Origin of the sequence: Paenibacillus sp. OK003 (genome assembly GCF_900109515.1) — a bacterium.
Taxonomy (GTDB): Bacteria; Bacillota; Bacilli; order Paenibacillales; family Paenibacillaceae; genus Paenibacillus; species Paenibacillus marchantiae.
Window position 1 is genome coordinate 232596 of record NZ_FOBD01000008.1, and the last position, 14708, is coordinate 247303.

Annotated in this window: 14 protein-coding genes; 4 read left to right on the forward strand and 10 right to left on the reverse strand. The window is 49.4% G+C overall.

Annotated elements, in window-relative coordinates:
• Positions 1-112: 112 nt before the first annotated feature.
• Positions 113-526: a GNAT family N-acetyltransferase gene (locus BMW94_RS14620; protein ID WP_090999435.1), complete on the reverse strand. Its 414-nt coding sequence runs from the start codon at positions 524-526 to the stop codon at positions 113-115.
• Between the two features lie 216 nt (positions 527-742).
• Between BMW94_RS14620 and BMW94_RS14625 the strand changes: the two genes are divergently transcribed.
• The gene (locus tag BMW94_RS14625; protein WP_090999437.1) at positions 743-1663 is read left to right on the forward strand and encodes a hypothetical protein; all 921 of its coding nucleotides are present in this window, start codon (positions 743-745) and stop codon (positions 1661-1663) included.
• A gap of 146 nt (positions 1664-1809) precedes the next feature.
• On the opposite strand, the gene BMW94_RS14630 is transcribed toward BMW94_RS14625, so the two are convergent.
• The 6 genes from BMW94_RS14630 to BMW94_RS14655 all read right to left on the reverse strand — a co-directional run bounded on the left by BMW94_RS14630 (position 1810) and on the right by BMW94_RS14655 (position 9039).
• Complete coding sequence (locus BMW94_RS14630) at positions 1810-2049, reverse strand: YezD family protein (protein ID WP_062322628.1); 240 nt, start codon at positions 2047-2049, stop codon at positions 1810-1812.
• 226 nt (positions 2050-2275) lie between these two features.
• Positions 2276-3151: a sulfate ABC transporter permease subunit CysW gene (cysW, locus tag BMW94_RS14635; RefSeq protein WP_090999439.1), complete on the reverse strand. Its 876-nt coding sequence runs from the start codon at positions 3149-3151 to the stop codon at positions 2276-2278.
• A gap of 228 nt (positions 3152-3379) precedes the next feature.
• Positions 3380-4216 (reverse strand): sulfate ABC transporter permease subunit CysT, encoded by an 837-nt coding sequence (cysT, locus tag BMW94_RS14640; protein WP_090999441.1) that lies wholly within the window; start codon positions 4214-4216, stop codon positions 3380-3382.
• A gap of 82 nt (positions 4217-4298) precedes the next feature.
• Positions 4299-5378, reverse strand: a complete 1080-nt coding sequence (locus tag BMW94_RS14645) for a sulfate ABC transporter substrate-binding protein (RefSeq protein WP_090999616.1) — start codon at positions 5376-5378, stop codon at positions 4299-4301.
• A gap of 482 nt (positions 5379-5860) precedes the next feature.
• Positions 5861-7735, reverse strand: a complete 1875-nt coding sequence (locus tag BMW94_RS14650; protein WP_090999443.1) for a rhamnogalacturonan lyase — start codon at positions 7733-7735, stop codon at positions 5861-5863.
• A gap of 248 nt (positions 7736-7983) precedes the next feature.
• On the reverse strand, positions 7984-9039 hold the full coding sequence (locus BMW94_RS14655) for a lactonase family protein (protein WP_090999445.1): 1056 nt from the start codon (positions 9037-9039) through the stop codon (positions 7984-7986).
• Positions 9040-9364: 325 nt separating this feature from the next.
• Between BMW94_RS14655 and BMW94_RS14660 the strand changes: the two genes are divergently transcribed.
• The gene (locus BMW94_RS14660) at positions 9365-10048 is read left to right on the forward strand and encodes an S-layer homology domain-containing protein (protein ID WP_090999447.1); all 684 of its coding nucleotides are present in this window, start codon (positions 9365-9367) and stop codon (positions 10046-10048) included.
• A 114-nt stretch (positions 10049-10162) separates the two neighbouring features.
• Here BMW94_RS14660 and BMW94_RS14665 read toward each other — a convergent pair whose 3' ends face one another.
• Together BMW94_RS14665 and BMW94_RS14670 are read right to left on the reverse strand one after the other, a co-directional pair.
• A complete protein-coding gene (locus BMW94_RS14665; RefSeq protein WP_063566195.1) occupies positions 10163-10789 on the reverse strand; it encodes a nitroreductase family protein in 627 nt (208 codons plus the stop codon).
• Positions 10790-11037: 248 nt separating this feature from the next.
• The gene (locus BMW94_RS14670) at positions 11038-11502 is read right to left on the reverse strand and encodes an Rrf2 family transcriptional regulator (protein ID WP_090999449.1); all 465 of its coding nucleotides are present in this window, start codon (positions 11500-11502) and stop codon (positions 11038-11040) included.
• Positions 11503-11939: 437 nt separating this feature from the next.
• Here BMW94_RS14670 and BMW94_RS14675 point away from each other — a divergent pair, with 437 nt between their 5' ends.
• Together BMW94_RS14675 and BMW94_RS14680 are read left to right on the forward strand one after the other, a co-directional pair.
• Entirely contained in the window at positions 11940-12665 is a 726-nt protein-coding gene (locus BMW94_RS14675) for an MBL fold metallo-hydrolase (protein ID WP_175480712.1), read from the forward strand.
• The gene (locus BMW94_RS14680; protein ID WP_090999453.1) at positions 12662-13234 is read left to right on the forward strand and encodes a TetR/AcrR family transcriptional regulator; all 573 of its coding nucleotides are present in this window, start codon (positions 12662-12664) and stop codon (positions 13232-13234) included. The genes BMW94_RS14675 and BMW94_RS14680 overlap by 4 nt, the downstream gene beginning before the upstream one ends.
• A gap of 89 nt (positions 13235-13323) precedes the next feature.
• Here the strand turns inward: BMW94_RS14680 and BMW94_RS14685 are convergent, their stop codons facing one another.
• Complete coding sequence (locus BMW94_RS14685; protein WP_090999455.1) at positions 13324-14454, reverse strand: hypothetical protein; 1131 nt, start codon at positions 14452-14454, stop codon at positions 13324-13326.
• Between the last annotated feature and the right edge of the window lie 254 nt (positions 14455-14708).

The following is a 14708-nucleotide window of genomic DNA, read 5'->3' on the forward strand; positions in this document are numbered from 1 at the left end:
ATGGATAACCAAAGGTTTAATTAGTTGGATACACGAATGAGATATTGATAGGCTATTTCCCATATATAAGGCTAATTTTATTTAAACAGGCTTAACTCAGCTTATTTCCGCTCTATTCCCCTTGTCTCCACCACATGCCTTCCGATTTCGGACTGGTGTAGGTGAAGCCAAATTGAGCGTACAGACGATCGGCAGGAACATCTGCCAGCAGGCTAACCAGACCACGTGCAGGCACATGTTCACGCAAATAATTCATGATTTCGCTCATGATCAATTTGCCATATCCTCTTCCCTGCTGGTCAGGGCGCACGGCGATATCCACCACCTGAAAGAAGCAACCACCGTCCCCGATGACCCGGCCCATGCCTACGATTTCATTTTCTTCACGCAGACATACGGCAAAAAGACTATTAGGCAACCCAATCTCCGCTCCCTCCTTGCTCATCGCACTAAGACCTGCGCTTTTCCGTAACGCTAGGTATTCTGCTGCTGAGGGCGGTGTATGTTCAATATTGATCTGGTCCATAGATCTTGCTCCTCTCCTATTAAACCGATGATTATGTGCAGAATTAAAAATTCATTGAAATTACATCTTCTTTGCTTGGGTGCTCTGGTCCTTCTTATGACAGCAAATTCCTACTGTTCCTGCTTGAATTCATGCAATTCCTGTGTAATAGTGAGAGAAAGCTGATGTGAACCGTGTTTCATGCTACACTACAGTTTTTGCAAAGGAGGAACCATTGTGCTTCAACGCTGGATGCTTGCTCTATTCTCATATCCGGGCTTCGTGGCGGTACTACTCGGAATGATCGCTGTGCTGCTTGGGCTCTACATATGGTCTGCCACTGAGGTCAGACGAAGTCGTGACAGGCGAATGCACGCGATACGAGATACTTTATACATAAGTACAACCCTATTGGCACAACTCACAGCCAAAGAACATCGGAATGTTGATCTAACGGAACATGAGCATCATGAATTATTAACCGCCATGCTATCCTGCAGAGCCGCAGTGCATCTGTCTCCACAGCTTCAGGATCAGATCCGCAGCTGTATCATCGATGTTGATCCCGCTCGACTGGCCTTGATGCACAGGGCTCTGGAACGAGAGAGTGCAGCATTGTCCGATGAATTGAATCGATCCGTACATCCTGACCATTGGGGAAGAGCGATCTGGAATGTCATTCGTCCAGCTGCCGAGCCCACCGCTGTAGTAGCTGTACTGTACCTAATCGCTGATTTTGTGTTTCGTCAACAAGGTCTGTTGTATCCTTTCTGGCATTCATGGTTCAATGCTTTGCCATGGATACGCTTCGTTTCCTTGATCATCACGGTGTTCTATGGTTATCTGCTCTGGTCCAGTCCAAGACAGGGTCCATCGGGCACAGTAACCAGAGCACTTGTTACCCTAATTGCCCTGTGCTCACTTCTTCATCTGATCGGACTTGCTGCTGCTCCCTATGCATTGGGATTACAACTCATCCTGTTCATCTCCGGCTTCAGCCTGACAGGAGCGCCTTCTCGCAGTGATCGCCCCTACGCGGGACACACCGATTCGGATAAGGAATTGAATCACAGTACAGAAGCACATGAGGATGAGAGCTTGAACATGGAGCTAAACCTCTATAAACCACGCACATCCGGAGCCATTTCTGAAAAGTGAACCTCTCTGTTAACTCGGTTGGCTTGGTATCATCAGACTCAGTTCATTCAAAATCAAAAAAGAGAAGCCCGGAAAATCGCGGCTTCTCTTTTTGGTTTCTACTATTTTTTGCATTATGCCTAATTCGATCCCGAATTACATGAAGCCTATCCCTTCGCGCTTGCATTCGATGAGCGCAATGAACGGGGTGAGCTGCTTCGTGCCGTGCTACCGGATTTGGAGGCGCTGCCGGAGGGCGTATTTTCAAAACGCTTGCGTTCGGTCCGCTCCATCTGCACAATCTGGCCTTCGTGTACAACGATGTGTAACGAGCCAAACTCCATGTCATTCAGTTGTCCGGCAATGCGATCCATCCATACCTCATCCACTTTTAACGGCTTAGCCATAGAGCCGCCTCCTCTTCTCGGGCTACTGCCCGCTATATTCCTCAAGTGCGCTGTCATCCAACCCGACTTATAATTCATTCTTATCCAACCTATATACTTGGTTTATACATTAGCAGGGCTTCCAGTAGCTGTCAATCCGAATTTTCATGAAGTTTAAACAAAATCCATTTTCATTCGGAACCCTCTTCATAACCAAGATGATCGGCATGGATACAGGAGTGTTACATCACTTTTCGGGAATCGTTTTATGACCCAACCAGCTCTTGAGCAGCAACGTTGCCAGAGCCAAAATCAGCAGCAAGGAGGCGACGGCAAACGAAGCGGAGAATTGATATTCGTTATACAGGATTTCGACATGCAGCGGCAAGGTGTTGGTTTCCCCGCGAATATGTCCCGATACAACAGACACGGCGCCAAACTCACCCATTGCCCGCGCATTACACAGAATAATGCCATACAACAGTCCCCACTTGATGTTCGGAAGTGTCACGTTCCAGAAGATCCGCCACCCGGAGGCGCCAAGCGTAACTGCCGCTTCTTCTTCCCTCGTGCCTTGATCCTCCATCAGCGGAATCAGTTCTCTGGCGACGAAGGGAAACGTAATGAACAACGTCGCGATGACAATGCCGGGCAGGGCAAAAATAATTTTGATATCATGCTCGGCCAGCCACGGTCCAAACCATCCATTTGAACCAAAGATGAGGACAAAGATCAACCCGCCTACCACAGGCGAGATCGAAAAAGGAAGATCGATCAGGGTGATCATGAGTCCTTTGCCCCTGAATTGGAACTTGGTAATGACCCACGCAGCCGCTACACCGAATATCGTATTGAGCGGTACGGTAATCCCGGCAACCAGCAGCGTAAGTTTCAACGCCGACATCGCATCCGGTTCGGTAAGCGCGGCGATGTAGACACCCCAGCCTTGCTTTAACGCCTCCATCAGCACGATTACCAGCGGCAAGATGAGCAGCCAGAGCAGCACCAGACTTGCCAATCCGATCAAAAACCATTTGACCCATGGTGCTTCAGTGGTTGCACGGTTTGGCCCCGGCCCGGTTCGCACACGGGAAGCAGGCGTCAATGGAACGGAACCCGCCATATTATGTACCTCCTTTTGGTTTATATAAGTTGAACAAATGCTTTTACACTAAACCACTGCGCGGTCAGAACATCTTCCGATTGCTGTTATCCCCAGATTTTTTATGAACCACTCCTAAAAAGGGGAAATCCGGGGATAAAGGCAAACGCTCCGCTTCTCCAGATTTTTCTGTCCTCTCCGTAATCGTGTAAATGTTAAGTTCAACTTATATAGGTCGGCTTATATGCATTAGGCTCTGCCTGCCTTGCGGCTCCAGCGTTGAAGTGAATTAATGATCAGCAATAGGACAAAAGAGACCAGCAGCAGCAGCAAGGCTACCGCCGTAGCTCCCGCATAATCGAACTGCTCCAGCTTCGCCATGATCAGCAGGGGCGCAATCTCCGTTTTCATCGGCATATTGCCTGAGATAAACACCACTGAACCATATTCGCCAATGCCTCGGGCAAAGGCTAACGCAAAACCGGTCAGCAGCGGCGGGATCAGATCCGGAAGCAGGATCTTCCGGAATATCCGCCATCTTCCCGCTCCCAGCGTAGCCGCAGCTTCCTCCACCTCAGTCTCCAGTTCCTGCAAAACCGGCTGTACCGTACGCACCACAAAGGGAATCCCGATAAACATCAGCGCGAGTGTAATACCCGCCTGTGAATAGGCCAGCTTGATGCCCAAAGGCTCCACAAACTGCCCAATCCAGCCATTTCCGGCATACAGCGCCGTTAAGGCGACCCCTGCCACTGCCGTTGGCAACGCAAAAGGCAGATCAATAACGGCATCAAACAGCCGTTTTCCAGGGAACTCATACCGGACAAGTACCCAAGCCAGGAGCAGCCCGAGAACCAGATCGATCAGGGCTGCTGCACCTGCAGTCAGAAAACTCACCCGAAAAGAAGCCAGTACCCGGGGATTCGTCGCCACCTCAATCAATGTGGACCAGGTCAGCCCCGTGGAGTTAAACAAGAGCGCTGCGAGTGGAATAAGTACAACCAGGCTCAGGTAAAGCACACTGTAACCCATCGTTAATCCGAATCCCGGCAGTGTGCGACTCCGGGCCACCATCACCTTGCTCATGCACGTTCATCCTCTCTGCCTTCAGTCGGTCGGACTGGTTGGCCGCTTACATGGTCACGCAACATCATCGATGGCAGATGCATTAGCTGCCCGGCACATAAATCTGGTCAAAGATACCGCCGTCATTAAAGTGCTTGGCCTGGGTATCGCGCCATGTACCAAATACATCGTCCAATGTGAACAGCTCAAGCTGCGGGAATTGATCCTTGAACTTTTCCTTCACGCTGTCCAGGGTTGGACGGTAATAGTTCTCGGCAGCAATGGTCTGCCCCTCTTCGCTGTACAAGTATTTCAGATAGGCGTCCGCCACTTCGCGGCTGCCTTTTTTGTCTGCATTTTTATCTACAATCGCTACAGGTGGTTCAGCCAAAATACTGACCGAAGGCACAACAATATCGAATTTGTCCGGACCCAGCTCTTTAACTGACAAGAAAGCCTCATTCTCCCATGCAAGCAGTACATCACCAATACCGCGCTCTACAAACGTAGTCGTCGCTCCACGTGCTCCAGAGTCAAGGACAGGCGCATGTTTGAACAGTTCTGCAACAAATGCTTTGGCCTTCTCTTCATCATTGTTGTTATGTTTAAGGGCATATCCCCATGCCGCCAAATAGTTCCAGCGCGCTCCACCGGACGTTTTTGGATTAGGGGTAATGACCTGGGTATCTCCTTTGATGAGATCATCCCAGTCCTTGATGCCTTTCGGATTGCCTTTGCGTACCAAAAACACGATCGTTGATGTATACGGGGAGCTGTTGTGCTCGTATTTGTCCTGCCACCCCGCATTGATCAGACCTTTATCTTCAATAGCATCGATATCGTATCCCAATGCCAGCGTAACCACATCCGCGTCCAGCCCATCAATAACGGAACGACTTTGTTTACCTGACCCACCATGAGACTGCTTAACCGTTACTTCCTGACCTTTCTCTTTCAGCCAATACGCCGCAAATGCCTTGTTATATTGCTCATAGAGTTCACGTGTCGGATCATAGGATACATTCAGCAGCTCGATCGCTTTTGCCCCTTCTTTGCCGCCTTCCGTTCCTCCCGATGTCGCTGTCGCATTCGTGCCACCGTTATCCGATCCGCATGCCGCCAGTACCCCTGTTAACACCAATGCCAGACCAACCAAAATACCCTTATGAATTCTCTTTTTCATAGCCAACACTCCCCCCGAATGGATCTGCAAGATTACCTCAGGCAGGCTGAACAGCATGGAACGCACCGAAAAAAACAAAAAACGGAGGAACCCCCCGCGCACTTCTCCCTCATAAAAGTCATGCCGACCCAAAGGCCGTGTATGCTTCATCCAGAAATGATGCGCTGCGGTGTTCCTCCGTCTATACGGTGAGAACGTTATTCTGTTCAAGTTACGATCTCTCATGTGACTGTAAATGACTGCTTCTGCAAATAGAGCATCGTCATTTTTATTATTCCTACCTGTTTAGTGAGTTATATACGTATCATAAGGGCAGTACATAGGACTGTCAAACGTTTTTTTCCGATTTCTACCGAATATCTGTGGAAATGGCAGGGAAAAAAAGAACAACGGACCAAAGTCCGTTGTTCCCTTGTCAGCGGTAAGTTTAATTCGTTGTAACATCATCCCTGGGGTTGGCATGAGTTCATGCCCTTTCGCTCTTATTTGCCAGCGTACCGGATATTCGGTACGGGAGGTGTGCTCATGCCATCTCCCAAATAAAAGCCCGTATGTGGCGGTTGGTTATAGGCTACATTTTGCCAAGCTACGCCAAGACGGTATACCGGATCATGCATCAGGGTGTAGATCCGTTTGTCCGTAACGGCTGTTGTCGTATAGATGCGCAGCGCAGAGCTATCATTGGTCCGCCATACCACTTCTTCTCTCCAGTCGCCGAACAGGTCAGCCTGCAGATTCGGTGTGGACTTCGTTCCATTATTAGAAGAAACACCGGATGCGGTCAACAGATTAACCGTTTTGCTATTGGCGTAGTCCCATTTATCAATCCGGTTGCTGTCCAGCAATTCGCGGAGCAGGTCACCATCCCACCAGATACCAAAATTCGTAGAGGAAGGCAGGGTAGTCCCCATTTTCTGCCCTTTGGCTGTATACAAACCACCATCTGCCCAGACTTCAGCACCCTTATAACGTGGATCGATATCGGCTGCCATGCCGCGTCCAATATCTTTGGTCGTAGGTATGCCCCAGATCAACTGACCTGTACGCGCATCACGGAATTCCACTCCGGCATTGGACGCTGTCTCATGCACCTGGAATACTTCAAGTCCCGCACGATCCGGGTCCAGATCACTGAGATGCATGGCATCTCCATGATGAAGTCCTGTCGTATAGAGTCCTTTGCCGTTATCATCTACCGCCATCGCGCCATATATAATCTCATCTTTGCCATCTCCATCCACGTCCGCCACGCTCAGATTATGATTACCTTGCCCAGCATAACCGGAATTACCAGATGTATTGGAATCAAAAGTCCATTGTTTCGTCAATTGTCCATCCCGCCAGTTGTACGCCACCAGCACGGTCCGAGTGTAGTATCCACGCGCCATGACCAGACTTGGCCGCTCTCCATCCAAATACGCAATGGCTGCAAGGAATCGATCGACCCGGTTGCCGTAGTTGTCTCCCCAATCAGACACATTACCGCGCGCCGGTTCGTAGTTCACCGTGGAAAGTGCTTTGCCGGTCTGTCCATTAAAGATCGTAAGGAACTCCGGTCCGGACAGAACGTATCCGCTTGAATTACGATAATCCTTGCTGGCATCCCCGATGACTACTCCCGTACCATCCTTCGTACCATCAGCCGTTTTCATCGCCACTTCGGCCTTGCCATCTCCGTCCAGATCGTACACCATGAACTGGGTGTAATGAGCACCGGCACGGATATTTTTACCCAGACTAATTCGCCATAGGCGCGTTCCATTCAATTTGTAGGCATCGATAAATACTTCACCCGTGTAGCCGCTTTGGGAATTATCCTTGGAGTTGGACGGGTCCCACTTCACAATCAGTTCATACTCGCCGTCCCCGTCTACATCTCCTGCACTCGCATCATTGGCACTGTACGTGTAGGCTACACCATCCGGTGTTGTGCCTCCTGCGGGTACGCTGAGAGGTACAGACAAATAATTATTGCCCCATACGCTCGCTGCCGCCGAAGCAGCCTGCTCGATTCCACTGACTACGGCTCGAACCGTATATTTGGAACTGCTTGTCCCACTTGCATCCTGGAGGTTGGTGCTGTTCGTTATGGGCGATGCATTTACCTTGGTTCCATCCCGATAGACATTAAACGATACATTCGACCCTTCCGTACCCAGAAGCCGCCAACTGACAAACACACCTGTGCCTGTCTTCACTGCAACTACACCTCGGTCCAGAAACTCCATCTGACGGGCACCCGCAGCATGAGTAGCCGGCGTGTTTCCAAGACCGAGCGAAGTCACCAGTAACGCAGAACTCAGCAGAGATACCCCTGCGGTCCGCAATGTACGCTTCCATAACGATCGTTTTCCCATAAAGCCATTGCCTCCCCAATCGAATTGGTAAGCCCGATGCCCTTGGTAGCGCCATCTCACATCCATGTAAGCGCTTTAATATATTCATTTTAAATTAAACATATAATTCCATCTATAGGTCTAACTTAGTAATTTCATGTATGAAAAAAAGGAAAAAAGCCGAAAGATGAATCTTTCGACTTGGATACTTCTTTCTCACACGCTCGATCGGAATCTGAACGTAACAAAGAATGTTGTGTCATCCCACCTTATACTACCGGAGCAATACACACTGGGCGGGGTATCTCCAGCTTGAATCCGTTGTGTGTTAGACGTCCATCTTCACCATTAATCTGAAAAGCAACGAGGTTGTTGCTGTCCTGATTGGCAACCAGCAGAATACCACCGGGAAGCAGGCTGAAGTTACGCGGAGTCTGACCGATAGTCGAAGTCCACTCTATGGCCTCCAGCTCACCGGATTCCTGGTCAATGTGATACAGCACAATGCTGTCGTCCCCACGGTTGGAAGCATAGAGGAAACGACCACACGGGGACACACGGATATCCGCTGCCGTACCTTCTCCAGAATGTCCTTCAGGCAGTGTGGTGATATGCTGCAACGTAGTGAACTCACCTCGACGCTGATCATACATGAACGCCGTAACGGTGTTACTCAATTCATTAATCACATAGGCCCATTTCGAGCTTGGGTGGAAGACGAGATGTCTCGGTCCGGAGCCTGGAGGCTGATTCGTCTCACGATGCGTTACCAGGCGACCTTCTTCCTGACGATAAACAATAATCTGATCCAGACCCAGATCACAGACAACGGCATACTGACCCGAAGGGTCTGGTTGAATGGAGTGGGCGTGTGGCCCTTCTTGACGGTCATCATTCTGCCCTCTTCCTGTATGCTCAATCAGGGCACTCATCTCTTCCAGCGTGCCTTGATCTCCTACCGGGAATACGTTCACACTACCACTGCTGTAGTTCGAAGTCAGCACCCACTTGCCGTCCTCCGTGACAGACACATAACAAGGCGAAGCGCCCTTCGTTAACTTGCGATCCATCAGGTGCAGCTCACCCGTTGCGGCATCCCTGCGATAGACCAGCACCTCTCCCTCATCTGTCTCACTTACCACGTACAGACTATTCCCATCCGGAGATAAAGCCAGATAGGATGGATTATCCACCCCATCCATATGATTTACAATCCGCAACTCGCCTGTTTCCTTGTTTAACGCACATAGAAAAATCCCCGGCTGTTCTGCTGATGCATAAGTACCTGTATAGAAAAAAGCTTCATTCGTTGCTGTCGGTTCCATCGTCTCATTCTCTCCTTATTGATTCAAATGATTAACCTTACACTCTAATTACATGCAATGATAAGAAGTTGTAACCCGAATAGTTGATTCCACTGTTATGTACTTACCTAAATCATAGAATTTTGCTTCAGTGGTTATCTTTTCTCACCATAATACAAAGCATAAGGCCTTACAATAGTCCATTCACTTTGTACATATTCCAACAGAATTTCTTGTAGAAAAACAATGGAAAATTACAGCAACCTTTTGAGGAATAGGGTCGTCTATAGGGACAAATAACTTTTATACAAAGGGATACTCCCTGGAAAAGTGAGGCGAATCTGATATGAAAAAAAATATATTGGCTGCATTAACAGCCGGAGCTTTACTTACCCTTTCTCTGAGCGCTGGTCCAATTCACGCCGCTCAAGCGGAATTCACTGATATTCAAGGTATTGTGGGGGCAGACAAGATTGAATCCCTACATCAGGATGGTTTAATCAAAGGCGTGAGTGATAGCTTGTTCAAACCGGAACAGGAACTAAACACGGCTCAGGGTATCCAGCTCATTGCAGATGGTCTCCATCTGAATTTGGACACGATTCGTTTTATCAAACAACCCCTGCCAAGTGACTACTTCTCCAACGTAAAAGATGGCGTATGGTACAGCGATGCTTTTGTCCGTGCCCAGTTTAATGGCATTAAGATGTCCAACGATATCGATCCTTCCAAGGCGTTGACCCGTGAACAGTATACCCTTTTCTTGATGCAGGGCATTGAAGCCAAAGGCGGCCTGCCGATGATTAACATCAAACCTGTAGATATCACGGATGAAAAAGAGCTTACGCCAGAATTTCAAGGTGCAGTTCAACACTCCCTTGTCTTGAAGATTAACACGCTCGATGCAGAGGGCAACTTCAATCCGAAGGAAACGATTACCCGCGCCGAAGCTGCGGTTATGATGTATAACGCAATTGAGTATCTGGAAGACTTCAATGCACCAAAAATCCCGGAAACACCAGAGAAATAATGCCCAAGAGTCATTTTAAACACCAAACGGCCGCATGTTCCCTCCAGAGAGGACATGCGGCTATTTACGTTATATATATTACTCTCTATAGCGATAACTGATCCAAAATCAGTCTTAGAAAGAACCTTTAACAACAACTTCGGACAGCGGGAAACGACCTGCCGGACGAGCTGGAACTGCAGCTTTACCTACAGTGATCAACAACGTTGGCAAATAACGCGCAGGGATGTTGAATGTTTCGATCAATTGTTGCGGGTTGTAACCACCCATTGGGCAAGTATCATATCCCAGGGAACGCGCAGCAAGCATAATGTTCTGTGAAGCAAACGATGCATTGCGGATTGCTTCGTCACGAGCGATTTGCGGATTTTGGTAAGCACCGTTGATCTGTCCAACCAATGCGTCACGAACTTCAGCCGGGATCGCACCTGCTTCAACAGCCTGATCATAAATCACGGCGTTGCGGTTTGCTTCCAAATCTCCGAGTACAGCGATCGTAACGGAGCTGTCTGTGATTTGACTTTGGCCATAAGCGATGGGCAGCAATTTGGCTTTGTCTGCTTCGGATTCGATCACGAGGAATTTCCAGTGCTGCAGGTTCCATGAAGACGGCGCTTCGGAAGCGGCAGTCAGGATAGCGTTCAGATCTGCTTCAGGCATAACAAAACCACTTTCGTACTTTTTGACAGCGTGACGTTCGTTAATCACGCGAAGTGTTTCATTGTTTTCAATGCTGGACATGCGTTCCACTCCCCAAGTTCTTTTTAATTTATTTACGTTCGCAAGGCCAAACTCTACCGAGTACCCACCTTCCGAAAATAACATCAGCGCAGACGATCGCTTCCATCTGTGTTCACGTTATGCCCGGAATCGCCTGAAACACCAACGGATCTTACAACCGGAGCAAACGCCCTTATATAGGCTGTCCACCATGCCTGACAGCAGCAGTCCAAGGCCAGGTCATGAAGAGCTGTTAACGATCAAATCTGTCATGACCTATCCTTCATGGACAAGGGTTCCATAGCCAAGGAACATTCTTCCCCATTACCGATACGATGCTTCACATCCTCAATGGATATACGGTCAAAATAAGCGCTTAGTGCTTCTTCGCCTCCATCGTAGATACTTCCCATCACATCCTGCATATTGGAAGAAACAACGCACGTTGAACCGGATTCTCCCGAACACCAGCTGGGACCAAGTGATCCACCTGCTACCAATCTATAAAGTTCTCCAAGCTTGATTTCATCACTCGGACGGCTGAGCAGATATCCACCGTGGGCACCTTCCTTGGTGGTCAGGTATCCATGCTTCCGCAGCACACTAAGCACCTTGCGCACTCTGGCAGGATGCGTACCCACACTTTGAGACAAGTCTTCACTATTGGCCATACACTCCTCCTTCATGGACAGAAAGACCAGACAGTGTACAGCAATGGTAAATTCACTGTTCATTACTTACTCCCTTCCCGGCATATCGTTCACCGATAAAAATGCAATCCAAGGTAAGTATAACTGTTATTATAGGAATAACAGTTATGTTTGTCAACACTCTCCATCGGGTGGTTGGAAAACCTGATTCCCCCTGTCATACCAGTATATATAGGCCCTTCATAGGCTTAGTAAAAAGGTTGAGTTCCATCCGTGTTTTAATGGAACAGAACAAAAAAAGTGAGCCGATCGCTTCGCGAAAGGCTCCAATAAGATAGACATATGAAAGGGCTTACGAGATTATTATAATCGGTTATTCCTATTTTGAAAACGCTTTTTTTGTAAAGTGTTTGGGGATTTTGAAATATCCTATTTTTTAAGCAGTTCAACAGGGGGTATTGCAAAAACTAATGATATTAGTTATATTACTAACAACATTAGTTTTAAGGAGGATTCCAATGATGCGAATTACACGTGAGCATGATGTTGTCCAAGTTTCATTCCTTCCACGCCTCTTCCCTGTGAACGTATATCTTGTTGAAGAAAAAGAGGGGCTTACCCTTATTGATGCCGGAATGCCATTCAGTCTCAAGGGGATTCTGGCTACTGCACAATCTCTGGGCAAACCGATTACCAGAATTATTCTGACTCACGCCCATGGCGACCATGTTGGTGCACTGGATGGTCTGAAGGATGCGCTGCCTAAAGCCGAGGTCTGCATCTCCAGAAGAGATGCCCCGCTGCTGGCCGGAGACCCTTCCCTGCTTCCCGGCGAGCCGCAGACTCCGGTACGCGGCAGTGTCCCCAAAGCGATCCGCACCCGGCCGGACCGCTTGCTTGATGACGGCGACCATATTGGCTCCCTGGTCGCCATTGCCACTCCAGGCCATACGCCGGGCCATATGGCCTTCATGGATACGCGCAGCCGCATGCTTATCGCTGGCGACGCGTATCAGCTGCACGGCGGCCTCGCCGTATCCGGCCGCCTGCGCCCGCTCTTTCCGTTCCCCTCGCTGGCGACGTGGAACCGAGAACTGGCTCTTGCCAGCGCCAAACGCCTGGCTGAGCTGGAGCCGTCCGTGCTCGCTGTAGGGCACGGACGAATGCTGCGTCAGCCCGCCGCGGCCATGCGCGCAGCTACGGCAGACGCAGAGCAGCGGCTGCGCCCTGCCGGGGGGCATCTGTGAGCCCCCGCCAAGGGCTGGATCGCGGCGCTCTGTTAAGCGCCGCCACCCAGCTTGCCGACAGCGACGGATTCCATTCGCTAACATTGGCCGCTCTGGCCCAGCGGCTGGATGTGCGCTCTCCGTCGCTCTACAACCACATCAACGGTCTTCCGGGGCTTCGCCAGGAATTGGCGTTGATGTCCGCACAGCAGCTCAGGCATGCATTAACTGAGGCTTCTGTCGGCCGTTCGGGTGACGAAGCCATTCAGGAGGTCGCTGCCGCATATATCGGCTTCGTCCGCAAGCATCCAGGGCTATACGAAGCCTTCTTCCACGCCCCCGACCGTCAGGAAGCGCAGCTCGTTATGGAGAGTTCAGCTGCCCTGGATCTGCTACTCCGCCTGTTGCAGACCTATACGCTAAGTGAAGCGGAAGCGCTCCATGCCGTTCGCGGTTTACGCAGTCTTTGCCACGGCTTCGCCTCCATCGGTGAAAAAGGTGGCTTCGGCATGAATTTTGACCCGAATGAGAGCCTACAGCTGACCGTGACTGCTTTCCTGAATGGGTTGCGACAACTTCATAAAGCCTGATATATCTCGATGCCAAATGTAGGAGGGCTGCAGATCATCTGCAGCCCTCCTTATGTATCTACCGTCCCGCTACCGAAGGAACGGTTTTTCTATTGCCAGGGTGCTTGCCCTGTCTGCACTTCCTGCAAAATCTTCTTCATCACGGGTACGTATACCTTCCAGTAAAACCGATCCGGAACGCCCTTTTGATCCGGTGTGAGCTTCGTTTTTACCACATCCCATCCCTTGATACGGCGCCAGAACGAATAATGCTCCAGCTCTCCGAAGGATCCTGCCATATAATACGTCCGATTATAGCCCTCATACCGGATAAGAGCAGCGAATTCCGCCGGAATACCTGCGTCCATCAGTTTCTGCTGACCATTCTCCGTTAGATCCGTCTTATACCAGGCCAGTACCGTAGCCTCTTTTTCAGGCACAATGATGTCGAACCATTCGCTGTAATGGATATCCCGGGTAATTCCACTCCATTCCCCGCCTTCCTGTGTGAAGGCGAGCTTTATGTCACCGGTCTTTACATCCTGGCCTTGCTTCAGTACAATCACCCGTCCATCCTCATGAAACAGTACAATGCCTGCTCCATGATAGGGCCACTCCTTTTTCTCCCTACGCTCGTAGTTCATTCTTACCCTCTGCGGCACTTCATCCCAGCTCTGCAGATCCGATACCGTTCTCCCCTGCCACCCGCTGCTTTTCATGCCCAGAATCGGATACAGTTGCTCTCTGGTCATGTTCGAAACAGCATTTGACAAGGCGCTAAATTCAGCGACAATCGTTACACCTTTGGTTGCGGCTTCACGAATTTTGTGCGCATCATATATCGTAAGACCTTCGTAGATGTTGCCTTGTTTACGTTCATTCGTATCTGTAGATGAAAGATGATGATTCGCCGTCAGATAGATCAGGTCCGTGTCTGTCACCTCATCCGGCAATTTCCGCTCAATACGGGAGATCCCGTCCTGTATATCATATCCGTAGTAGTCTTCTTCATACGTATAATGTTCCCCTGTCTGTTGGACAATCTTCTGCTGATTCAGAATCCATACCAGTCCCTTATGCCCCACATAGGACAAGTCCGGTTTACTTTTGTCGACAATCATGATGTTAAGCTGTGTCGGTGCCTGTGATTGCCACAAAATCCAGGGGATAACCAGGACCACTGATACCACGGTCAGGCAAGCCAAAGTCCATACCGTGAGTGGCCTGTGATTTCTATTCATGAAGCGTATTCCTCCTTGCTCTGTTCCAAGGTATTCCTATGATCGGCATATTACTCCTTTCCGTTCTTACTGTCCTTCCTCCTGTAGCCCATCCACCCATAGATCGGATCGGGAATGTATATAATACGTCCACGCTCTTTCATCTGTTTCATATGTTTGTGCACTCGCATGACAAGCTCTATATGACCCACTTGGTTATCTGTCTTGTAATCGCCGATTTTTATGACCCTAAATGTTCGTTCATTTCCTGAATT